Origin of the sequence: Paenarthrobacter sp. NPDC018779, assembly GCF_044391085.1 — a bacterium.
Lineage (GTDB): Bacteria > Actinomycetota > Actinomycetes > Actinomycetales > Micrococcaceae > Arthrobacter.
The window spans coordinates 49172-71499 of sequence record NZ_JBIRZS010000008.1; the positions used below are offsets into that span (position 1 = coordinate 49172).

21 protein-coding genes are annotated in these 22328 nt (G+C 62.6%); 8 read left to right on the plus strand and 13 right to left on the minus strand.

Going from position 1 to position 22328, the window contains the following annotated elements; genetic code table 11:
* Nucleotides 1–6: 6 nt before the first annotated feature.
* Entirely contained in the window at nucleotides 7–1419 is a 1413-nt protein-coding gene (locus ACH488_RS10955; RefSeq protein WP_397324167.1) for an amino acid permease, read from the minus strand.
* Between the two features lie 237 nt (nucleotides 1420–1656).
* A complete protein-coding gene (locus ACH488_RS10960; RefSeq protein WP_397324169.1) occupies nucleotides 1657–2958 on the minus strand; it encodes a M18 family aminopeptidase in 1302 nt (433 codons plus the stop codon).
* A gap of 153 nt (nucleotides 2959–3111) precedes the next feature.
* Between ACH488_RS10960 and ACH488_RS10965 the strand changes: the two genes are divergently transcribed.
* The 3 genes from ACH488_RS10965 (at nucleotide 3112) to ACH488_RS10975 (ending at nucleotide 5138) form a co-directional block, all read left to right on the plus strand.
* Nucleotides 3112–3576, plus strand: a complete 465-nt coding sequence (locus ACH488_RS10965) for a hypothetical protein (protein WP_397324170.1) — start codon at nucleotides 3112–3114, stop codon at nucleotides 3574–3576.
* Nucleotides 3573–4313, plus strand: a complete 741-nt coding sequence (locus tag ACH488_RS10970; protein WP_397324171.1) for a cyclase family protein — start codon at nucleotides 3573–3575, stop codon at nucleotides 4311–4313. Before ACH488_RS10965 ends, ACH488_RS10970 begins: the two co-directional genes overlap by 4 nt.
* 63 nt (nucleotides 4314–4376) lie before the next feature.
* A complete protein-coding gene (locus ACH488_RS10975) occupies nucleotides 4377–5138 on the plus strand; it encodes an IclR family transcriptional regulator (RefSeq protein WP_397324173.1) in 762 nt (253 codons plus the stop codon).
* An 18-nt stretch (nucleotides 5139–5156) separates the two neighbouring features.
* Here the strand turns inward: ACH488_RS10975 and ACH488_RS10980 are convergent, their stop codons facing one another.
* The 3 genes from ACH488_RS10980 to ACH488_RS10990 form a co-directional block, all read right to left on the minus strand.
* The gene (locus tag ACH488_RS10980) at nucleotides 5157–5927 is read right to left on the minus strand and encodes an IclR family transcriptional regulator (protein WP_397324175.1); all 771 of its coding nucleotides are present in this window, start codon (nucleotides 5925–5927) and stop codon (nucleotides 5157–5159) included.
* 34 nt (nucleotides 5928–5961) lie between these two features.
* On the minus strand, nucleotides 5962–7113 hold the full coding sequence (gene alr, locus ACH488_RS10985; protein ID WP_397324176.1) for an alanine racemase: 1152 nt from the start codon (nucleotides 7111–7113) through the stop codon (nucleotides 5962–5964).
* A 74-nt stretch (nucleotides 7114–7187) separates the two neighbouring features.
* Nucleotides 7188–8633: an amino acid permease gene (locus tag ACH488_RS10990; RefSeq protein WP_397324178.1), complete on the minus strand. Its 1446-nt coding sequence runs from the start codon at nucleotides 8631–8633 to the stop codon at nucleotides 7188–7190.
* 280 nt (nucleotides 8634–8913) lie between these two features.
* On the opposite strand from ACH488_RS10990, the gene ACH488_RS10995 reads away from it, so the two are divergent.
* The 3 genes from ACH488_RS10995 (at nucleotide 8914) to ACH488_RS11005 (ending at nucleotide 12866) form a co-directional block, all read left to right on the plus strand.
* A complete protein-coding gene (locus tag ACH488_RS10995; RefSeq protein WP_397324179.1) occupies nucleotides 8914–9960 on the plus strand; it encodes a homoserine dehydrogenase in 1047 nt (348 codons plus the stop codon).
* Nucleotides 9953–11362 carry an aldehyde dehydrogenase family protein gene (locus tag ACH488_RS11000; protein ID WP_397324181.1) on the plus strand — a complete coding sequence of 470 codons (1410 nt, stop codon included), beginning with the start codon at nucleotides 9953–9955 and terminating at the stop codon, nucleotides 11360–11362. The genes ACH488_RS10995 and ACH488_RS11000 overlap by 8 nt, the downstream gene beginning before the upstream one ends.
* Before the next feature lie 91 nt (nucleotides 11363–11453).
* A complete protein-coding gene (locus tag ACH488_RS11005; RefSeq protein ID WP_397324182.1) occupies nucleotides 11454–12866 on the plus strand; it encodes an aspartate ammonia-lyase in 1413 nt (470 codons plus the stop codon).
* Here ACH488_RS11005 and ACH488_RS11010 read toward each other — a convergent pair.
* Nucleotides 12863–13312, minus strand: coding sequence for an Lrp/AsnC family transcriptional regulator (locus tag ACH488_RS11010; protein WP_397324183.1), 450 nt, complete (start codon nucleotides 13310–13312; stop codon nucleotides 12863–12865). The genes ACH488_RS11005 and ACH488_RS11010 overlap by 4 nt on opposite strands.
* 67 nt (nucleotides 13313–13379) lie before the next feature.
* On the opposite strand from ACH488_RS11010, the gene ACH488_RS11015 reads away from it, so the two are divergent.
* On the plus strand, nucleotides 13380–14090 hold the full coding sequence (locus ACH488_RS11015) for an HAD hydrolase-like protein (protein WP_397324184.1): 711 nt from the start codon (nucleotides 13380–13382) through the stop codon (nucleotides 14088–14090).
* On the opposite strand, the gene ACH488_RS11020 is transcribed toward ACH488_RS11015, so the two are convergent.
* The 5 genes from ACH488_RS11020 to ACH488_RS11040 form a co-directional block, all read right to left on the minus strand.
* Nucleotides 14084–14779 carry a response regulator gene (locus ACH488_RS11020; RefSeq protein ID WP_397324186.1) on the minus strand — a complete coding sequence of 232 codons (696 nt, stop codon included), beginning with the start codon at nucleotides 14777–14779 and terminating at the stop codon, nucleotides 14084–14086. The genes ACH488_RS11015 and ACH488_RS11020 overlap by 7 nt on opposite strands.
* Nucleotides 14776–16065: a sensor histidine kinase gene (locus ACH488_RS11025; protein ID WP_397324187.1), complete on the minus strand. Its 1290-nt coding sequence runs from the start codon at nucleotides 16063–16065 to the stop codon at nucleotides 14776–14778. Before ACH488_RS11025 ends, ACH488_RS11020 begins: the two co-directional genes overlap by 4 nt.
* Nucleotides 16066–16083: 18 nt before the next feature.
* On the minus strand, nucleotides 16084–16974 hold the full coding sequence (locus ACH488_RS11030) for an ABC transporter permease (RefSeq protein WP_397324189.1): 891 nt from the start codon (nucleotides 16972–16974) through the stop codon (nucleotides 16084–16086).
* 14 nt (nucleotides 16975–16988) lie between these two features.
* On the minus strand, nucleotides 16989–17930 hold the full coding sequence (locus tag ACH488_RS11035; RefSeq protein ID WP_397324191.1) for an ABC transporter ATP-binding protein: 942 nt from the start codon (nucleotides 17928–17930) through the stop codon (nucleotides 16989–16991).
* A 162-nt stretch (nucleotides 17931–18092) separates the two neighbouring features.
* A complete protein-coding gene (locus ACH488_RS11040; protein WP_397324193.1) occupies nucleotides 18093–19598 on the minus strand; it encodes a bifunctional phosphatase PAP2/diacylglycerol kinase family protein in 1506 nt (501 codons plus the stop codon).
* Between ACH488_RS11040 and ACH488_RS11045 the strand changes: the two genes are divergently transcribed.
* A complete protein-coding gene (locus ACH488_RS11045) occupies nucleotides 19566–20381 on the plus strand; it encodes a phosphatase PAP2 family protein (RefSeq protein WP_397324194.1) in 816 nt (271 codons plus the stop codon). The two genes, ACH488_RS11040 and ACH488_RS11045, sit on opposite strands and share 33 nt — an antisense overlap.
* On the opposite strand, the gene ACH488_RS11050 is transcribed toward ACH488_RS11045, so the two are convergent.
* The gene (locus ACH488_RS11050; RefSeq protein WP_397324196.1) at nucleotides 20326–21519 is read right to left on the minus strand and encodes an MFS transporter; all 1194 of its coding nucleotides are present in this window, start codon (nucleotides 21517–21519) and stop codon (nucleotides 20326–20328) included. The two genes, ACH488_RS11045 and ACH488_RS11050, sit on opposite strands and share 56 nt — an antisense overlap.
* On the minus strand, nucleotides 21516–22271 hold the full coding sequence (locus ACH488_RS11055; protein ID WP_397324197.1) for a DeoR/GlpR family DNA-binding transcription regulator: 756 nt from the start codon (nucleotides 22269–22271) through the stop codon (nucleotides 21516–21518). Before ACH488_RS11055 ends, ACH488_RS11050 begins: the two co-directional genes overlap by 4 nt.
* Nucleotides 22272–22328 lie beyond the last annotated feature (57 nt).

Genomic DNA, 22328 nt, shown 5'->3' on the forward strand with positions numbered 1-22328 from the left:
AGACGCTTACGACGCCGGTCCGGAACCTACTTCTGCAGGCTTGGCTTCCGCGGGGGTCGCCTGATTCGGCTGACCGCCCTTGCGGTAACGCCACACGCCGATGCCGACCACGACGGCAGCCAGGGCCAGCGACAAGAACAGCGATTCGCGAGTGGATTCGAGGATCACCATGCCCACAATGAGTGCCACGATGCTGGCGATCGCGATCCACGTGAGGTACGGGAAGAACCACATCTTGAGTTCGAGGCTCTTTGCGGCGTCGCCCATGCGCCTGCGGAGGATCAGCTGGGATGTGGCGATGACCAGCCAGACGAACAGGGCGATTGCGCCGGAGGTGTTCACCAGGAAGAGGAACACCGTGTCAGGCGCAATGTAGTTCAGGCCCACGGTGATGAAGCCGACCACCGTTGATGCGAGGACAGCTGCTGCCGGGACGCCGCGCTTGGAGATCTTCGTCCAGGACTTGGGTGCATCTCCGCGCTGCGAAAGGGAGAACAGCATGCGGCTCGCCGTGTAGAGGCCCGAGTTCAGGCAGGAGAGCACCGAGGTCAGGACCACGATGTCCATGATGGTGCCCGCGCCGGGGATGCCGTACAGCTCAATGACGGCGACGTACGGGCTCTTGGCCACGGAAGCGCTGTTCCAGGGCAGGAGGGTAACCACGATCGCGATGGACCCGATGTAGAAGATGAGGATCCGCCATACCGTGGACTTCACGGCTTTCTTCACCGCGTCTACGGGGTTCGCTGATTCGCCGGCAGCAATGGTCGCGATTTCGGCGCCGAAGAAGGAGAACACCACCACGAGGATTCCCGCCAGGACCGCACCCGGACCGTTCGGCATGAAGCCGCCCTGGTCCAGCAGGTTCGTTACTCCCGGGGCGGAAACACCCGGGAACAGGCCGAGAATCGCGGCGATGCCGGCGAGGAGGAAGATCACGATTGCTGCCACCTTGATGGACGCGAACCAGAACTCGAACTCACCATACGACTTCACCGAGCCAAGGTTGGTCAATGTCAGCAGGACCATCAGGACGAGGGCCCACACCCACTGGTCGACGCCTGGAACCCAGCGATGCATGATGGCCGCACCGGCGGTCGCCTCGATGCCGAGGACGATGATCCAGAACCAGGCATAGAGCCAACCGATGCTGAAGCCGGCCCAGCGGCCCAGGGCCTTGTCCGCATAGGTGGAGAAGGAGCCGGTCTCGGGGTTGGCGGCAGCCATTTCGCCGAGCATGCGCATCACAAGGATCACCACCAGGCCCGCGGCAAGGTACGCCACCAGAATGCCCGGACCTGCCTGCTGGATCGCGGCGCCGGAGCCCACAAAGAGGCCTGCACCGATGACGCCGGCGATGGCGATCATGGACAGGTGACGGGGTTTCAGCGACTTGGAAAGTTGTTGGTCAGCGTGCATGGATGGGCGCCGTCCTTAGTGTTCTTGGAAAGGCCCCCGGCAGATGTGCACTGGGCCACTTGGCTTTTCCACACTAGCCAGCGAGGTTCCGGCCCTTGCTGTGCGAACGTACATTTTGGAGCCACACGAAACATGAGGATGCACAAAATGTATAGCTTCAGGCAGCAAATGTTTCGCAGCAAGCACTATTGAAACGACCCTGAAACGACTCCTTGATGCTTTACCCAGTGGGTCGGGTCACACCGCGGTTGCGAAGAACCTTTCAACTACAGTCGCCAGCAAGTGCGGGTCCTCCACGCCACACAACTCCCTCGCGGAGTGCATGGACAGCAGCGGAACGCCCACATCAACGGTCCGGATGCCCAGCCGCGTCGCAGTGAGCGGACCGATGGTCGAGCCGCACGGAATGTCGTTGTTGGAAACGAATTCCTGGTAGCGCACGCCCGACTCCTCGCAGAGGCGTGCCCAGAAGGCGGCGCCCGTGGCATCCGTGGCATAGCGCTGGTTGGCGTTGATCTTCAGCAGCGGGCCACCGTTCAGCAGTGGCCGGTTGGTGGGATCATGGCGCTCCGCGTAGTTCGGGTGGACGGCGTGGCCCGCATCCGCAGAAACACAGAACGACGCCGAGAGGGCCTGCCGCCGCTGGCTCACCGAAGCGCCGAAACCATCGGAAATCCGGGTCAGGATGTCCTCCAGGAACGGGCCACAGGCGCCGGAGCGGGAATTGGATCCGATCTCCTCATGGTCGAAGGCAGCCAGGACGGCGATCGGCCCCTCGGCCGGGACGGTTGCGGCATGGGCTATCAGCGCCACCAACCCTGCGTGGGTTGAGGAAAGGTTGTCCAAACGGCCAGACGCGAAGAACTCACCCTTGGCCCCGAAAACTGCCGGCGCCTGCGTGTCTGCCACCACGACGTCGTACCCGCCGATGTCAGCTGCGTCCACCCCGGCGCCGTCCACGCGCGAGGCCAGCAAACCCAGCAGGTCCTCACCCGCAGGGTCTCCCAGGCCAAAGATCGGGTTCATGTGTTGCTGCTTCGAAAGGGTGAGGCCCTCGTTGACGGCGCGGTCCAAGTGGATGGCCAACTGCGGGAAGCGCAGCAGGGGCCCGGTGTTGGTCAGGTGCTGGGTACCGTCACGCATCACCAAACGGCCCGCAAGCTGCAGTTCCCGGTCCAGCCACGAGTTGAGCAGCGGGCCACCATAGACCTCAACACCCGCCTGCAGCCAACCGAACTTCCCGGTGGTGGGCTTGGGCTTGAGCTTGAACGACGGCGAATCCGTGTGCGCCCCGAGGATATTGAAGCCGGTGGTCGCACCCGCGTTGGCTGGCGTAACCCAGGCAATCAGGGCACCATCACGGATCACGTAGTAGTTGCCCGGGCCACCCTCCCACGGTTGAAGCTCATCAAGCCCGGTGAAACCCGCAGCATCCAAGCGTCGGGCCGCCTCGTGCACTGCGTGGAAACTCGACGGAGACGCCGAAACGAAAGAGCCGAGGTCCTGGATGTGGTCTACTGCGGAGGCGTTCGAAGGCATGACCCCGAGTCTAGTCCCGGGCTCGGGGGCATCCTGACAGGAGCTCAGAACTCCATGCAAGCGTGCATTATTGACAAATAATTATGCTTGTAATGCTCATCACATTATGTCACGATGATGTTCGGCATTCCCCAACGAGCAAGGAACCCAACAATGCACATCGAACTCAAATCCGTCCGGAAGCTCCGCATCCATTGGCCGATCCCCATGGAGACGATGACCCGTCTTAGCCGCGGCGAGCTCAGTGCCTTGGAAGCGGATGCCGGAATTGCACGTCTCCTTGAGACCCTCCAGGCCTCCCCCGAACTCGGCGGCTTCGGCAACTACCACCACGTCTTCGAATCCTCGGCCGGTTTTGAAGGATTCACCGTAGCCGAGGGAGCAAATCCAACGCTGGGCAGCGTCGGCCAGCGAACCATCTCTCCCACGTTCGTCTTCACGTCCTACTTCGACGCCGCCCTGGAAGAACCAGCCGTCCATCAGCTGGTCCAACGGATCGTGGAGATCCACCCCTGGGAGGTTCCCGTCATTGAAGTGTCTGGGCCGCTCAATGTCTCCAGCAGTGCTGCCCAGGCCATCTCAGCCCCGGAGCCCACGCAGGAAAGGATTGCTTCGTGAACGCACCACTCTGGCAGGAACTGGCTCCCCTTCTCGCCAACAGGACCTTCACCGATCTGACCCACGCGTTTCACCCGGGCCAACCGCACTTCGCGGCATTTCCCGATGAGGAGCGCGAGGCCCTCTTCGATATGGACAAGGGTGACGGTTTCACCGCCCACAGGTACACAATCGTCGGCCAGTGGGGGACCCACGTCGACCCGCCGTCGCACTTCATCAACGGCGGCCGGACCTTGGATCTGTTGCCTGTGCAGGAGATGGTGCTACCGCTGGTTGTCCTGGACATCAGCAGACGCGCCGCGGTCGACGACGATGCCACTCCGACCTTGGCCGACGTCAGCGCCTGGGAAGACCGAAACGGCAGGATCCCCCCGGGGTCCTTCGTAGCGCTGCGCACAGGATGGAGCCATCGGTGGCCCGACGCCCGGGCAATGGCCAACCGGGATTCTGAGGGCACCAGCCATACGCCTGGTTGGTCCCGGGAGGTGCTCGAGTTCCTGGTTGAAGAACGGGACGTGGCCGCGGTGGGGCATGAACAGACCGATACCGACCCCGGTCTGGCAACATCCCGCCAGGATTTCAGCCTCGAGACGTACATCCTGGCCAGCGACAAATGGCAGATCGAACTGCTGGCAAACCTGGACGGACTGCCGGAGGCGGGAGCTGCGCTGATAGCTACCTGGGCCAAGCCACTGGGCGGCAGCGGATTCCCAGCCCGCGTCTTCGCAATCCACTAAGGCGGCAGGTCGCCGTCGGGCATTCCACGGCGATCTGCCCTGACGGCTGGCTAGAATCGAGAAATGTCAAAGACCTCCAGCATGGGACGCGGGATGATGGCCATCCTCGCCGTCGGCGAGCGCCACGCCGAAGGATACGACGGCGGAACAGTGGCCGAAGTCGCGACGCGGCTGGACAAGGATCGCAGCCAGGTCTCCCGCAGCCTCAAGGGGGCACTGCAGGAAGGTTTCCTGGCCCGCACAACTGACCGGGCCTACTGCCTGGACTGGTCGATCCTTACCGACGCCCAACTTGTGACGGAACAGCGGCTCAGGACTGACGGGCTGGCCGCCCTGGAGGGATTGGCGGCCGAAACCACCGAAGCCTGCTTCCTGGGTGTCCTCAGTGGAAACAGCACGGTCACCATTGCCGAGCACGTGCCTGCCAGCGCCAACCTGGTGGGTTCCTGGTTGGGTCGCCCGTACCCGGCCTACTGCAGCGACGCGGGCCAGGCCCTCCTCTGGGATGCACCCGAAGAAGAGGTACGGAGGATCTTCCAGAACGTGGAGTTCATCCGGCACGGGCCCAACACGCCGCGATCCGTGGACGACTTTCTTCGCCGGCTTGACGGCGCCAGGAGCAGGAGTTACTCAATCATCGATGAGGAAGCCGAACCGGGCCTTTACTCGCTCTCTGCGCCGATCCGGGACTTCAAGGGAGACGTCGCCGCAGCACTGCAGATCGTTGGCCCGAAGGCCCGGCTTGAACCTCAGCGCGAACACCACGCTTTGGCACTTGCCTCGTGGCGCGACTGGCTCGAAACCCGGGTGGGCGGAATTCAGTGAATCCACGCGCGTCGATGCCTAAGCGGGCTCACGGAACGCTGAACCCAAACGCCGGGACGCCGACTCCAGGGCATCAGCCATGACGGCGACGTCCACTTCAGTCCCGGACCGGCTGCCCAGGACGCTGAGGGCAGCAAGGATTTCACCCTTGGGCGAGCGTACGGGGACAGCGAGCTCCCAGACATCGTGTTCGTATTCCTCATTGGCAAAGACATAACCGGCCGGCCTGTCCCTTTCCATCAGCTCCTGGACCTCGGCTGTGGAGTGCGCGGCAGCCGGGCCGCCCACTCCGATGAAATTGACGTCCTTGAGCAGCCACTCCAGGGCACCGGCGTCGTGGTCCCACAGCAGCGCCCGGCCGGCTCCTGTGCACCAAACCGGCGTCACCATTCCAGGCTTGGCGAAACCACCCAAGGCGGCGTTATTGCTTGAGGAGCGCAGGAGCTGCACCCGAGCCCCGTCCCGCACGGAAAGGCGGGAACGAAGGCCAAAACCAGCGACGAGCTCTTCCAGCTCAGCCCTGGATCTCTGCACCCAGTCCCGATTGAGTGAGCTGGCCAGCGTGAAGAAGCGCCGGCCCACCCTGAAGGGTCCGCGGTCTTCCCGCTCCAGCAACCCAAGGTCGCAAAGCTCCTGGGCGAGCCGCGACACCCGGCTCTGTTCCATATCCAACTCCGCGGCGAGTTGCGAGACGCCCAGCAGTTGCCTGCCTTGCTTTTCCCGGTCCGCCACCAACCGCACCAAGCGAAGGCCCTGGGCCAAAGACGAGGCTTCCGATGGCACATCCACGGATCGGGCTCCTTTCAGCAAGCTCAAGCCATTCTCACACGGCACCCTCCGCGGCGAGGACGCGCGAACCGGCCGCCCACACTGTATAAAGGTCGGCCAGGATGCTGCCAGTGGCGGACTCCAGCTGATCCACGGTGATCTCCTCGCTGCCCTGGCGGCCGAAGAGGACCACCTCGTCACCCGGGCAGACGTCCGCTACATTGGAAACGTCCACCACCATGGAGTTCATGGATACCGCATCCACCACAGGAACCCGTTGTCCCCGGACCAGCACACTGCCACCCTTGGCCAATGCGCGCCTGTAACCGTCGCCGTAGCCCGCCGTGACAGTGGCAAGGCGTGACTCGGACTGCAACGTATGCAGGTGCCCGTAGCCCACCTTGCTTCCTGCGGGATAACTGTTCACCGAGCCGATCCTTGCTTTGAAGGCGAGGCAACGCAGGTAGTTGGAGTGACGTGGATCGGAATCGCCGTAGAGCAGCGCACCGGTGCGCACCATGTCCAGCCACGTGGCCGGGACATTGAGCGTTGCGAACGAGTTGGCTGCGTGCAGCAACACAAGCTCACGCGGCACATTAGCCGCGAGGAGGATGGACAGTGCCTGTTCCAGGAAACGGGCCAGGCCTGCCTCGATGTCTTCCACGTCATCCAGCGGGAAATGCGTCATGATCCCGGCAAGTTCCAGATGCCGATGGCTCAGCATTCCAACCGCGCTGGCACGTCCCAGTGCGGTGGATACGTCCAGGCTGTGGCGGCTTATGCCCGAAGAGTTGATGTCTAGGTGGATGCGGATCGTCTGTCCGGCGGCGGCTGCGATCCGGCTGATTTCCCAGGCGCTTTGCGGATCGGCGACGAGTTCCTCGACACCATATACGACGGCGGCCGCGATCTCCTGCGGTGCGGCAGCGCGGACCCGCATCAGTTTGCCGGTGTATCCATGGCGCCGCGCAATATGGGCCTCCAGGTTGGATCCGACGCCTATATATGGAACTCCGGAACGCGCGAGGAAGGGCATGAGCAGGCCGGCCCCATGCCCATACGCGTCGGATTTGATGACGGCGCAGAGCTTGGCACGGTTCCGCACCAGCTCCTGGATTTCCCGGACGTTGGATTCGAAAGCCGCACCGTCTACCTCCACCCAGCTGGAGAGCTGGTGGGTACCTGGCGCAAGCGGAAGCGGATGCACTGTGATGGCCTCCTTGGCAAACAACTCCACGGCCGCGCAAGCGCTGCACGGCCGTGGAGGATTGTGTGGAAAAGTCAGGCGGACTGGCCTTTACGGGACCGGTTGCCGTACCTGAACCGGAAGAACAGGTAGCAAGCGGCCACAAACGGAACTCCGAAGTACAGGGCTGCTATCTGGGACGGGTCCATTGCGATGCCCACCAGGGAAACAAGGCAGAGAACGAAGGCGAGGATCGGGACCAGCGGGTAGAGCGGGGCCTTGTAGGCGAGGTCGGCTACCTTTCCACCGTTGCGGACGAATGCGCGGCGATGGAAGAAGTGGGAGGCCACAATGGACATCCACACGCCAACTACGGCAAAGCCTGCCACGGACACCAACGCCAGGTACACGGTCTCGGGTGCCGCGACGCTGCTGATGAGCGATGCCAGCCCACCCAGCATGCTCACGGACAGAGCTACCAATGGAATGCCGCGCCGGGTCAGCTTTTTGAAGGCCTGGGGAGCGTGGCCCTCGTCGGCCAGCGAATAGAGCATCCGGGCGCAGGAGAACAAGCCGCTGTTGCCGGCGGACAGCAGTGCGGTGATGATGACGAAGTTCATGATGTCGGCCGCGAACGGAATGCCCACGGAGGAGAACACCGTGACGAAAGGGCTCTCGTCCAGGCCCACCTGGTCATAGGGGACTGTTGCTGCGATGACCGCGATTGCTCCGACGAAGAAGATCAGCAGTCGAATGACCGTACTCCGCATGCCCTTGGGAATGTTGCGCGCAGGATCAGCAGTTTCGCCGGCCGCGACGCCGATGAGTTCCGATCCCGAGAACGCATAGAAGACAGCGAGGGCAGTTACCAGGACTCCAGCGAATCCGTTGGGGAACAGCCCAGCCGAGGTATTGAAGTTCTCAAACAGGAAGGGGTGGCTGCCTGACGCCGACAACGGGTGGAAACCGAAAAGGGCGGCACCGCCGAGGATGATGAGGCCAATGATCGCGCCCACTTTGATGATGGCAAACCAGAATTCGGATTCACCGAAGAACCGCGATGAGATTGCGTTGAAACCGAACAGGATTGCTGCGAAGACAAGGCACCAAGCCCAAACCTCGACGTCCGGGAACCAGCGCTGCATCAACAGTCCTGAGGCCGTGAATTCAGAACCAATGGCAACGGCCCAGCAGAGCCAGTACAACCAGGCGGTGGTAAATCCTGTTGCAGGTCCGATCGATCGGGCGGCGTAGATGTGGAAGGCCCCGGAAACCGGATAAGCGATGGCCAGTTCACCAAGGCAGGCCATCACCAGATACACGACGAATGCGCCAACCAAATAGGCGATCACGGCGCCCAGCGGGCCTGCCTGGGAGATCGTGTAGCCGGAGCTCAGGAACAGTCCGGATCCGATGACGCCTCCCATGGCGATCATGATCAGGTGCCTGGTGCCCATGGATCGGCGAAGTCCGCTCTGGGCAGTTTCGGTGCCGGGCGCCTCAGACCGAGGGTCCAACTGCAGGGGTGTTGAAGATTCCATGTGATTCTCCGGTGTGTGACGGATGCGAAGGGGAAGAGTCGGCCGGGCTGATTACGACCAGCAGGAGTCCGTAGTGATGAAGGTAACACAGATTGCCGTCACATAATCATTAAAAACAATTATGAATGTCTATAACGCACATAATCTGGCTGGGTCCAAGTGCCAAGGTGGCTCCCGAATGGTCAGAATGACCATGTAATCCACCCAATCGACATGGCCTCACTGACACTGGGCGACAGCAGGATGGAGTCATCAAGCCGCCCCATCCCAAAGGAGCATCATGACCACCTACGATCTCGCCCTCATTGGCTTCGGCGGAGTCAACCGCACACTCGCCGAAATCGTTCACGAACGCGGAGAAGAGCTTCGCGCAGAACTGGGTTTCAGACTGAGGATCGTTGCCATCACGGACCTTCGACTCGGCTCGCTGGTGGCCCCCGACGGAATCGACCTGGGGATGGCACTCCACCTGCCCCAGGATGAAACGTTCGCCGACCAAGGCGGCTCCCGGGACACCAACAACGAAGCCGTTATCCGCAACTGCACGGCGGACATCATCTGCGAAGCGACCTTCACCAATCCGGAGGACGGGGAACCGGCCGTGTCCCACGTCCGCTGGGCACTGGAATCCGGCAAGAGCGTCTGCACCACCAACAAAGGTCCCGTAGCACTCCAGGGTCCGGAACTGACCCGCCTGGCCGAAGCAAACGGAGCCAGGTTCGAATTCGAAGGCGCCGTCATGAGCGGCACCCCGGTCATCCGGCTCGCCAAGCAGATGTTCACGGGGCTCGCCATAGACGGGTTCGAAGGCATCCTGAACGGCACCAGCAACTACGTGCTGGGCCGCATGGAAGCAGGCCTTGACCTGCCGTCAGCTGTTCGTGAGGCTCAGGAGCTGGGCTACGCGGAAGCCAACCCCACCGCAGACATCGAAGGGTACGACGTCCAACTCAAAGTACTGATCCTCGCCAACGAATTGCTGGGCGCAGGAATCACGCTCCAGGATGTCAGCCGTGAAGGCATCTCCTCCGTAACGCCCGCAGACATCGCCAAAGCAGCCTCCGAGGGGCGGCGCTGGAAACTGATCGGAGCTGCGCGAAGGAACTCCGACGGCACCGTGTCCGCCTCGGTCAAACCGATGGCACTGCCCCTGGACCACGGACTGGCTGGCATCTCTGGGGCCACCAACGCCGTTTCGTTCAGCACAGACCTGTTGGGGCCGGTGACAATTTCAGGACCGGGCGCCGGGCGCGTAGAGACCGCCTACGCCCTGCTCTCGGACATCATCGCCATGCACGCAGCCAAGAAGGTCGTCTCCCATGTCTGAGACTCTGATTGCAGACCTGTCCACGGTGGATTCCTTCCAGGACGTCACCAGCCCCTACGACAACCGGACAGTGGGCACCATCCAACTCTCCGATCCGAACGACGTGGAGAATGTACTTGCCGCGGCCCGCGCCGGTACCCGGGCATCCTCTGCGCTTTCCCGGGATGCCCGCGGCAGGATCCTAGAACGTGCGGCGAAGTCCATCGAGGAACGCAGCGAAGTCTTCGCCCGGACAATCGTCGACGAAGCAGGCAAGACCATTCGCCAGGCACGCAAGGAGGTCTTGAGGGCCGTCAACACCCTACGGCTGTCCGCAGCGGAGGCCCGGCGCAACGCCGGCGAAGTCATCCCCTTCGACGCATACGAAGGATCCGAGGACCGTCACGGGTGGTTCTCCCGCGAACCGCTGGGCATCATTTTCGCCATCACGCCCTTCAACGATCCCCTCAACCTGGTGGCCCACAAAGTGGGGCCCGCAATCGCAGGAGGCAACGCCGTCGTACTTAAACCGTCGGCATTGACGCCGCTCTCGGCTCAAATGCTGGCCACCACCCTGCAGGAAGCGGGGCTTCCGGACACCGTCCTGACCCTTGTCCACGGAGGGCGCGAGGTTGCCCGGAAAATCCTGTCTGCGCCGGACGTACGCATGGTGTCCTTTACCGGCGGTTTTTCCACGGGAGAGGACATCGCAAGGACCGCAGGACTTAAGAAGCTGGCCATGGACCTCGGCGGTAATGCGCCCGTCATTGTCATGGACGATGCCGAGCTGCAGAAAGCCGTGGAGTCCTGCGTCTCCGGTGCGTTCTGGGCTGCGGGGCAGAACTGCGTCGGCGTTCAGCGCATTCTGGTGCACAGCCGCGTCTACCAGGAGTTCAAGGAGCGGTTCCTGGCCGAAACGGCCCGTCTGGTGGTGGGTGACCCAGGTGACGAGAAGACCGACGTCGGTCCCATGATTACCAGCGGAGCCGCCGCGGAGCTCCTCGGCAAAATCAAGCAGGCCGCAGAGCAAGGGGCGGTGGTGCTGGCCGGCAACAGGAACAGCGGCAATCTGGTCCACCCAACCGTCATGGAAAACGTCCCCGACGACAGCCGCCTATGGCAGGAGGAGGCTTTCGGGCCGGTGGTTATGCTGCGGCCGATCGATTCCTTGGCCGAAGCCCTTGAGGTAGCGAACTCCATCAGCTTCAGCCTTCACGCCGGTATCTTCACGTCTTCTCTTGGCAGTGCCATGGATGCCGCCAAACAGATCCAGGCCGGCGGCGTGATGATCAACGACTCCTCCGACTACCGCTTCGACGGCATGCCTTTCGGCGGCTTCAAGTACGGAAGCCTCGGCAGGGAAGGAGTCCGCTTCGCCTACGAGGACATGACCCAGCCCAAGGTCATTTGCATCAAGAACTGAACTGCCTGCGCGTGAGGGTGCGCCTTACTGTTGCGCACCCTCACGGCCCGGGCAGGCGCGCCCACACATCAATTTGAAAGGAACCCTGCCAATGGACTACCGCGTGGAAGAAGACTCCCTGGGACGTATCAACGTTCCAGCCAAGGCGTATTGGGGAGCACACACCGCCAGGGCCCTGGACAACTTTCCCATCAGCGGGATCACCTTGGCACAACACCCCCGGCTCATCGCGGCTTTGGCAACGGTGAAGCGGGCCGCAGCCGTTACTAACGGGCACCTGGGCGTCATTGACGCAGACGCAGTCCGTGCCATCACCTGGGCATGCGAGGCAGTGGAAGCTGGCGGTTTCCGGGAGCAGTTTTGCGTTGACGTCATCCAGGGAGGCGCCGGGACCAGCACCAACATGAACGCCAACGAGGTGATCGCCAACATTGGGTTGGAGTTCCTGGGACATCCACTGGGCAGCTACGAATACCTTCATCCCATCGACCACGTCAATCGATGCCAGTCCACCAACGATGTCTACCCCACCGCCCTCAAGCTGGCTTTGGTGGGAGCTGTCGAGGAACTCTGCCATGAACTCGACCGTCTGGCAGCAGCTTTCCAAGACAAGGGCGCAGCCTTTGGACACATCCTGAAAATGGGGCGCACCCAGCTTCAGGATGCCGTACCCATGTCCCTTGGGCAGGAGTTCCACGCTTTCGCCGCCACGATCTCGGAAGACCGGCAGCGCCTCGCCGAATCGGCCGTCCTTCTGCTGGAATGCAGCCTGGGCGCTACCGCCGTGGGTACGGGCATCACGGCAGAGCCGGGCTACAAGGAGCACGTGCTGGACGTGCTGGCCGGCATCACCGGTCGAAAGCTCGTGCCCGCAGAGAATCTGGTTGAGGCAACCTCGGACGTGGGGGCCTTCATGCACCTCTCCGCCATGCTTAAGCGCTCTGCCATCAAGATCTCAAAGATCAGCAGCGATCTTCGCCTGCTCTCAAGCGGACCGCAGAACGGCTTCGGAGAGCTTAGGTTGCCGCCACGCCAGGCAGGTTCCTCGATCATGCCCGGCAAAGTAAATCCCGTCATTCCCGAAGCCATGAACCAGATCGCCTTCGCCGTAGCGGGTGCAGACACTACAGTCACCATGGCCGCGGACAATGGGCAACTCCAACTCAACGCTTTTGAGCCGGTCATCGGACACGTACTGTTGCAAGGGCTTTCCTGGCTCAGCAATGGAACCCGTATTCTCAGGACACACTGCATTGAAGGCATCGAGGCAGACGAAGACCTGCTGAGTATGCGGGCAGCACGTTCAGCCGGCCTCGCCACAGCGCTCATCCCGGCCATCGGTTACAACGCCGCGGCTTCCGTTGCAAAGCTTGCCCTCCGCGACAACACCCCCGTCCTTCAGGCGGTGACATCCATGGGGTTCTTGAAGCCCGACGTGGCCCGGAGCATCGTGGAGGACGCAGTCGGGCTATCCCAAGTGCGAGGCGTTGGGAAAACTGACTAAGCCGAACGCCGCCGGATCACATTGGACAACGTCATGGCGGTCACGGTGTCTGCTACGCCTGGGAGCGCGGCTATTTCCTCCCAGATCTCCTGGACCCTGCCCAGCGTGCGCGCCTCCACCCGGACAATCAGGTCAAAGTCGCCGCTGAGGACATCGCACAGGACAACCTCCGGGATCGCACGAAGGGCACTCAAGACGTCAGCGCCGCGCATGCGGTCCTTGCGGTAGACCATGAGGAACGCCGAGACCGAATCTAAGTCCTCGCCACCAGCCATAACGGTATAGCCCTGGATATAACCCTGCCGTTCCATGCGCTCAATGCGTTGACGCACAGCGTTCCTCGACAGCATCACTTTGCTGGCCAACACCGCATGGGGAACCCGGGCATTCCTTGTGAGTTCCGCAAGGATACTTTGATCGATGACGTCCAGGCCCGCTCGCTCCATGGGTCCCTTCCCACAAATAACCGCGCAGGCCCATACCGCCTGCCTTGACCGAAAGGCCCAGGAAGAAATGATACGTCCACAGCTCCACGAACCACTGCAGACGGAGTTTACTTGCGTCCTCTTTGATATGGATGGCACGTTGGTGGATTCCGCGAAAGGAGTCACCGAAAGCGCTGCGACGGCCCTTGACATGGTCGGAGCTGAGGTACCCGATCCGGAGACTCTGCTGACGTTCGTTGGTCCGCCGATGATTGAATCCTTCCGGTCCCTCCCCGGCATGACAGAAGAACGTGCCCAACTGGCCCTGAAACACTACCGGAAGGCGTACGCCGACTCCGGCGCCAAACAAGCGCAGTTGTTTCATGGCGTCACTGAAGTGCTCAACCAACTCGGCCACCGTTTGCCCCTGGCCATCGCTACGTCCAAGGTGGAAGACCAGGCACTGAGGGTGGCCGAATTTCTGGGCATCGATCAGCACTTCGTGGATATCTGCGGCGCGTCAGACGCCAACGGACGCGCCACCAAGCGGGACGTCATCGAAGAATCCCTGCAACGCCTCCGGACAAAGGAAGTAAACGTGGACAGCCCCGTCATGGTGGGAGACCGAATTTACGATGTCCAAGGAGCAGCAGCCTTCGGCATCCCGACCGTTTTCGCCCAGTGGGGCTACGGCACCCAGGAAGAACAGGCCGGGGCGGCTGCCGTCGCGTGCCAGCCCCACGACCTCATCCAACTGCTGTCCTCAGACAAAGCGACGCAGCAGTCGGTGGGTCAGTAATCCGGGTTGCTCGGGACCACCAGGCCAGTCTCATAGGCGTAAACCACCACTTGCACGCGGTCCCGCAGCTGGAGCTTGCTGAGGATCCGCCGGACGTGGGTCTTCACCGTAGCCTCGGACAAGAAGAACTTGTGCGCAATCTCGGCGTTGGACAAGCCCTCGGCGATGGTGGTCAGGATTTCGGTTTCACGCGGCGTGAGCTCGTCCAGGAGGGGATCGCGGTGCGGTGCCGGAGCCAGCCCCGGCGCGTGCCCGCCACGGACGTACGTTTCCAGCAGCCGTTGCGTGACCCGCGGCGCCACAACAGCATCCCCACTGGCTACCAGGCGCACGGCATGCACTAATTCGGCGGGCGCCACGTCCTTGAGCAGGAACGCCGAGGCGCCGGCCTGCAAACCCGAAAAGGCGTACTCGTCGAGATCGAAGGTGGTCAGGATAATCACCCGGGAATCCGAGCCCGAGTCCGAGATCCGCCTGGTGGCCTCAATACCGTCCATGGCGGGCATGCGGACGTCCATCAGCACCACGTCAGGGTGCAGCTCCGCGACCAACCGCACGGCCTCCGCCCCATCCGAGGCTTCCCCAACAACGGTGAAATCGTCCTCACCCTCCAGGATGAGCCGGAAACCCATCCGAAGCAGTGGTTGATCGTCCACCAACAAGACCTTGATGATGCTGTCCCCAGTCATTCTTCCCCCTTATCGCCGTTCCAGCGCAGCTCGGCATGCACCGCCCAGCCGCCGCGTTTTCCAGGACCGGCAGTCACGATTCCAGCATAGATTCCCGCACGCTCGCTCATCCCTGCGATGCCTTGGCCTGATCCAATGCTGCTCGCGAGGGCCCCGCCACCCTCCCGGGTTCCACGGCCGTCGTCGAGCACGTCAATGGTGACCAAGTCGCCGTCGCGGGTTATCTGCACGTCCACCCGGCTCAGCGACCGGCCGTAGCGGAGAACGTTGGTCAGCGATTCCTGGACGATCCTGTACACCGTCAATTCGAACGCAGGATCGGCGGGCAGCGCTGGCCCCGTATGCGCGTAGTGCAGGGGCAAGCCGGCGGTGCGGAAGCCGTCCAGGAGCTTCCCCAGGTTGTGGCCCGACTCGAGGGGCGCCAAAGGCGCGGGTCGCCCGGAATCGTCACGGAGAACGCCAAGGACGCGCCGCATGTCAGCCAGCGCGGCCCTTCCGGTCCTGGACAGTTCGTTCAGCACGTCGCCTGCGCGTTCCGGATCCTTCTTGACCACCACAGCGGCCCCATCGGAGAGGCTGATCATCACCGTCAGCGAATGCGCCACAACATCGTGCATCTCGCGGGCTATCCTGTTGCGCTCCGTCACCTTGCCCAGCTGCGTTGTCCGCGCCACCCACGCAGCAATCTCAGCCTCGTGTTCACGCCGCTGCCGCACCGATATGCCGATTCCAGTAGCCAGGAGGTTGGACAACATGATGGTGACGGCCGTGGCGATGTTGTTGATGAGATGGAAGTTCTCCGGCACGTCCTGAAGCGTGTCCAGATTGTTGGGACTGGTCCACATGAACAGGTAAAGAAGGCTCAACGGCAGGCTCGCGGCCACGAAAACCAGCAGCGCGAGAGGCCGCTTCTTCGCTGTCGCCACCGCATAGAGGGCGAACCACAAACCAGCAGAAACGTTCGAGCCCCACGGGTTGAGGATGGTGGCCGCCACTTCGAAAAGCACGACGGCGGTGACCACCTGGAGCGGATAGCGTCGCCTGAAAGCCAGGACGGTCGCAATCAGCAGCAACAGAGACATCGCCAGCCACTTGCCCTCGCTGCCTGACGCAATGATGGTGGGCAGGGCAAGGATCACGTAGCAAAGGACCACCACAGCGTCCATGGCACGCGGACGCTCGTAGAAGTACCGCCGGACACGGCCGCGCCGCCGCTGGGCGATTTCGGCGAAGGACGCGTCGGCCGCTGTGGCCAACGCGTCCCTCGCCTGTGGAGCTTCAGTCATGGATCGAGCCTAGACCGCCTAAACGTCCCGCTTCTTGATGGCGAACACGGCGGGGATGAGGAAGAGCAGGATATAGCCGAGGAAAACCAGGCCGCCCTGCCACGGATCCAGGACGCCGTCCGTGTGCCCGATGGCCAGGAAGCGACCGCCTGCCTCACTGGGGATGTACTGGGGGACGTACTTCCAGAAGTCGCCGGGAACGAGGCTCAGGAACCCGGAAGCAATGGAAAGGACAAAGAAGAGGGCCACCAGCACAGTGACGCCGCCTGCGGAGTTGCGGAGCAGCGTACCCAGCGAAAGACCAATGAGGGCCACGCCGGCAACGTAGAGGCCACCGGTGAAGATGCTGTACATGACGCCATCGGTGGACCAGTCGAGCTTGATGTCCAGGCCCTGGAACACCGGCATGGCGATCAGGAAGGTAAGGACTGCGGCGATGGTGGTGATCACGTAGGAAATGACCACCAGGAGCAAAGCCTTGGCCGCAAAAGCCGGAATGCGCTTGGGGACGGCGTTCATGGTGGACCGGATCATCCCTGTGGCGTACTCCGAGGAGATGAAAAGCACGGCCAGTGCGCCGAGGACCAGGGTGCCGATTTGGATCCCGGCGTTCGGCAGGTTGTAGAGGTCGAACCCGGAGCCCGCCGGGAACTGCTGGGTGATCATCTCCGCAGTCACTGGCTGCCCGGCGTCCTTCGCTTCCTTGATCATCTGGTCGATGAACGTAAAGCGGATGAGGACAGCCAACGCACCTACACCAACGGTGGCAATGAGCGTCAGGGCAAGCAGGATCACCGTGGAGGTGAGGGAACGCAGCTTGATCCATTCGGACTTCACAACACCGGCAAAGGTCACGCCCCGTCCGGCTGCGGAGGCATGTGCAGGTGCGTTCGTTCGGCTTTCAGTCATGGTGCTCATCGTCCTTACTTTCCTTCCGCTGCAGCGGCGACGGGCTCGCCAGTGAGATGGGAGTGATACTCCACCTCGTCCTTGGTGAGGTTGAAATAGGCCTCTTCGAGGGAGGAAACCTGCGGAGTCAGTTCGTAGATCAGAACCTGGTTGTCCAAGGCCACCTGGGCGATCTCGCGAGGCTGCAAACCAACCACTTCCAGGGTTTCGTTCTCGTTCTGGTCCACACGGACACCGTCGCCCACCAACAACGTGGACAGACGGCTTGCCGCAGAGGTACGCACCAGGGTCTTGGCTTGTTGGGCGCCGGCGATGATGTCCTGCATGGGAGCGTCAGCAATGATCCTGCCCCGGCCAATCACAATCAGGTGGTCCGCCGTCTGTGACATTTCACTCATGAGGTGGCTCGACAGGAAGACAGTCTTGCCTTGGCTGGCGAGGTAGCGGACCAAATTGCGGACCCACAGAACGCCTTCGGGATCCAAACCATTCACCGGTTCGTCGAGGATCAGCGTTTGCGGGTCACCGAGCAACGCAGCCGCGATTCCGAGCCGCTGGCCCATGCCCAAGGAGAACCCACCGGCCTTCTTTTTGGCCACCGCGCCAAGGCCGGTCATTTCGATGACCTCGTGGACCCGCGACGTGGGGATGTGGTGGGTGGCAGCCATCGCCAACAAGTGGTTGTATGCACTGCGGCTGGTGTGCACGGCCTTGGCGTCGAGCAAGGCGCCCACCTGGTGCAGCGGAGCCTTGTGCTGGGCGTAGTGGAGGCCGTTGACCGTGACATCGCCTGATGTCGGCCTGTCCAGCCCCATGATCATGCGCATCGTTGTGGACTTACCGGCGCCGTTCGGGCCAAGGAAGCCCGTTACCCGGCCGGCCTGGACCGTGAAACTGACACCGCCAACGGCGGTCTTTTCGCCGTAGACCTTCGTCAGGCCTTTTGCTTCGATCATGGAAGCGTTCCCCTCCCTGGGCACGTGTCCGTGCAGATGAGTAGTGAATGCGGATGAGTAGTGAATGTACTTAAACGCTAGTCACACGAAGGAAGGAATTCGCCTGTCTCAGGGATGATTCAGGGTTCAGTCAGGGTAATCCTCGCGGATGATCGAAAAAGCTCAGTCAGCCGCGTCGAGGGGTGAATAGACCCTCAGGTTCCGCGGCTTGACCACGAATTCGGCGCTGCGGACGCCGGCTTTCGGCTCCCCGTCGACGGCCAGAACCAACGGCTGTCCTATGGCCTCGATGCTTACTTCGGTCCCCTCGGCCAGGTGCGTTACCTTGGACGCGCTCACCGTTCCCGTCACGGTGGCCCACAGCAGGCGGGCCCGCGCAAAGGGCTCATCCGCAGTGATCATTCGCAGGTCGAACACGCCGTCATCCAGCACCGGACGTCGGAGTGGCGCATGGTCCCTGGGGTAATACCTGCCTCGACCCATGTACAGAATCCACAGCTTGTGCCTGACGCCATTCACCAGGAGGGTGGTGGGGGAATTGACCGCAAACGTCCTTAGCGATGCCACCAGCCCGGCAAGGGGCTTGCCCAATGCCGGCTGCAACCGTTCACGGCGGCGGACAAGGTTCGGGTAAACCCCCACGCTGGCCGTGTTGAGCATCGCCAATTCACTGGTTTCCGGCAGCTCCGGCAGGCCCCGCTGCATAACAACATTGCCCAGATCCACCAACGCCCCGGACCCATCGCCTGCCGCTTTCAGGACATCGTCCATGGATCCGATGCCGAGATCGCGGGCAAAGTGATTCAGTGTTCCGCCCGGCAGCACCAAAAGAGGAAGGGAATGTTCGACGGCGGCAGCTGCTGCCGTGCCGACGGTCCCGTCACCTCCCCACACGCCCAGGGCAACAATGCCGGCCCGCGTGGCCGTGGCCTCAATTTCCTGCCCAATGTCTTCGCCTTCGGCGATTTCATGTATATGCGCTTTAGGGAATATCTTTCGGAGAAGGTCGCCTGTCTCCGGCGAGTAGGAGCCGCCCATGGCATTGACCGCAATACTCAGCCCATCGCCGTCGGATATCTTCGGGAGTTCCACGGGCGTCCGACGCGGAGTGGGCTCCGGTGGCTTGGCCGGCCACCATTTGCGCGTCACCAAGGCAGAGCCCACTCCCAAGGCCGAACCCAGCACCACATCAGACGGCCAATGCGCACCCGTATGGACCCTTGAGTAGGCAACGCCGACCGCAACCGGAGCCAGGGCCAGGCCGATGGTCGGCGAAACCAGCCCGGCTCCAACAGCAAACGCAACAGCAGAAGCGGAATGGCCGGACGGCATGGATGAACTGACGGGCTGCGGATTCACGAAACGGAAAACAGGCAGGTGTTCGGGCAGAGGCCGCCTGCGGGGGAGTGCCGTCTTGAAAACTACATTGGTCACCGCCGAGGCCGCGCCGAGGGCAAGCAGGCCGTGCAAGGCAGCGCGGCGGGGCTTTCCCGGAACCGTGGCCATGATTCCGGCGATTCCGAACCACAGTTTGCCCTTGGTGGCCGCTGCTGAGAGCCGCCGGAAGAAGTCGTCGTGGTCACCTTGAGGCTGGCGCGAGACAGCCCGCACCAGGAACTGGTCAAACCTGGCAACGTGCTTTGGACCTTTACGCAGGAAGCCTCGCATCAGACCAGCGTAACGCCGATGCCGACGGTTGCCCGGCGCCTCCCCGGCGGTTCCAGCCCCAGTGGCTACCATGAGTGGATGGCCCGCCTCCTGCAACCGCGTCAACGGCCCACCTGGCAGATTGCCACACCGGCCGTGCTGTTGCTGATCGCTTTTGTTGTTCCCGGCCTGTTCATCCTCGCGGGAAACGGCGAGCCGGCGTTCAACGGCGTGGACACGTTCTGGCAGGCTTACGTCTTCACCCTGCACACGCCCCTTTGGGACCAGGTGAATCTGGTGTTGAACGCAGTGGGCTACGTGGGGATGCTTGTCCTGCAGCTTCTTCTCGGCGCGATGCTCCTGCTGTGGCAGCGGCCCAGGACGGCCCTGTTCGTGATTGTCGCGGGTGTGTCGGCGCTTGCCCTCACCCAGTTGGCCAAGGTGGTGGTGGGCCGGCAGCGTCCCGAGGGAGCCAAGGTCCTGACAGACACGGGCTCATACCCTTCAGGGCATGTATCGGCCACCACCACCTTTTTGGTTGTCATGGTGGTGCTTATCGACCGGTTCTGGATCAAGGCACTGGCCGCGCTGGGGATCCTGGCCATGATGATCAGCCGGACCTATCTGTCAGCGCACTGGCTCAGCGATGTCGTGGGCGCAGCCTGCCTGGGGACGGGTCTGGTCTTGCTTCTTTGGGTGCCATTTCGCAGCATATGCATCGCCGAGAATGAAAGTAGCGGGACCGGTCCTATTTGGCGGGCAAAGGCTTCGCAACACCGGCAAGCAGCAGGGCCACGAGAATAGGCGCACCAATAGCCAGCAGGGCGTTGTGGATACCCGTGTGGTCACCCAGGTAGCCCAGCAGTGGGGGCCCGGCCAGGAACGCGACGTAGCCAATGGTGGAGACCACCGAGACGCGCGCTGCGGCATGCCGTGGATCGTCGGCTGCAGCGGACATACCCATAGGGAATGCCAAGGCTGCACCGATACCCCACAGGGCAGCACCAACCGCCGCCAGGACTACGTTGTCCGCGAAGACAAAGAGCGCCAAGCCAACCGCCGCGGCGGCCATGCTGGCACGGAGCACGGCTACGCGGCCGAACTTGTCGATCGCCTTTCCGCCCATGAACCGCATGGCAGTCATTGCTGCCACGAAGAGCGCGAAGAGCAGCGCACCCGTCGCCTCGGAGGAGCCAAGTCCATCCACAGCGGCCTTGGCTATCCAGTCGTTGCCCGCGCCTTCGGTCAGCGTGGCACCCAGGACAACCACGCCGATGAGCAGCGTCCTGCCATCCCGCCAAGCCGAGGGGCCCTTGGAAGCCGCCGGACCGCCGTCGTGCGTTTCAGCAACCGCAGCCTGATGCGGAAGGAAGAATCGCGGGGCCGTCAGTGAGAGGGTCACGGCGATGGCCGCGATGACCAGCAAGTGCACCGGCAGGCCCACGCCGATTTGCGAGAGCCCGGCACCGATCAGTGCGCCAACGAAAGCGCCACCACTGAAGGCTGCGTGGAATTGCGGCATGATGGTGCGCTTGAGCCGGTGCTCGACGTCGGCGCCCTCAATGTTCTGCGCCACGTCCCACAAGCCAATGCCAATGCCGAAGAAGAACAACGCAATGGCGGTCGCCGGAACCGAAGCTGCCATGAGCGAGAAGGCGATTGCCGTCCCGGCGCCTCCGGCCACAATGCCAGCAAGCCTCACCGTGTTGGCGGTACCAATGCGGCCCACCACCCATCCCGCCGAAGGGAGCGCGAGGAGGGAACCGACGGCGGTGCACAACAGCAGCGTGCCCATCTGTCCTGAGGTGAGGCTGAGCGCCTCGGTCACGGCGGGAATCCGGGCCGCCCAACTGGCGAAGACCAAACCGTTCATGCCGAAGACCAGGAAGGTAGCGATGGCCGCGGCGTTCACGTTCGGTAAGGTTCGGGTGCTGGTGGTCATGCAATCACAACTTCCACGGAGAGTTTGTCGAGCCGGGCAAGGTCTTCTGGGGAGGGTTTGAGGTCTGTCACGATCACGTCCACGGCCTCCATAGCGGCAACCAACGCCACAGCGCTGGCATTCCATTTACTTCCGGATCCGGCAGCGATCACCCGTGCGGCTGACTCGAGTCCGGAGCGCTTCACGGCGGCATCGTCGAGGTCGTGCGCCAGGAGTCCGTCTTTGAGGTTGAATGCGCAGGGAGTGACGACGGCAGTGTCGAAGCGCAATGAGCGGATGTTGGCTTCGGCCATGGGTCCGCGGAATGATTGTTCGCCCGGGATGAGCCGACCGCCGGGCAGGATGAGTTCGGCACGCCCGCCGGCCAGCGCGTCCACGCTGTGAAGGGACATGGGCATCACGGTCAGTTCGCGGTTGGAGAGCCTGCGTGCGATTTCCGTGGCCGTGGATCCGCTGTCCAGCCACACGTGCTCACGGTCCCGGAGGAGGCCGTCAACAACTGCTGCGATCCGTAGTTTGGCCTCGTGCTCTTCAAGTTCACGCTGGCCGTAGCCGGGATTATCGCCGCGCGCCAACAGGCTGCGGGCACCACCGTGGACCCTCTTCAGCACTCCGTTGGCCGCAAGGATCTCCAGGTCCCGCCGGATGGTGGCTCCGGAGGCGCCGCATTCGGCCACCAACTCGTCAACCGTCACCGCCTCGCGGGTGCGCAGGAGCTCCCCGATGTATCGGTGGCGGTCAGCGGTCTTCATGCCTCCAGCCTAACAAGCAGACGCGCACTTAATCACTTTTTGTGATCATTTGCTCAC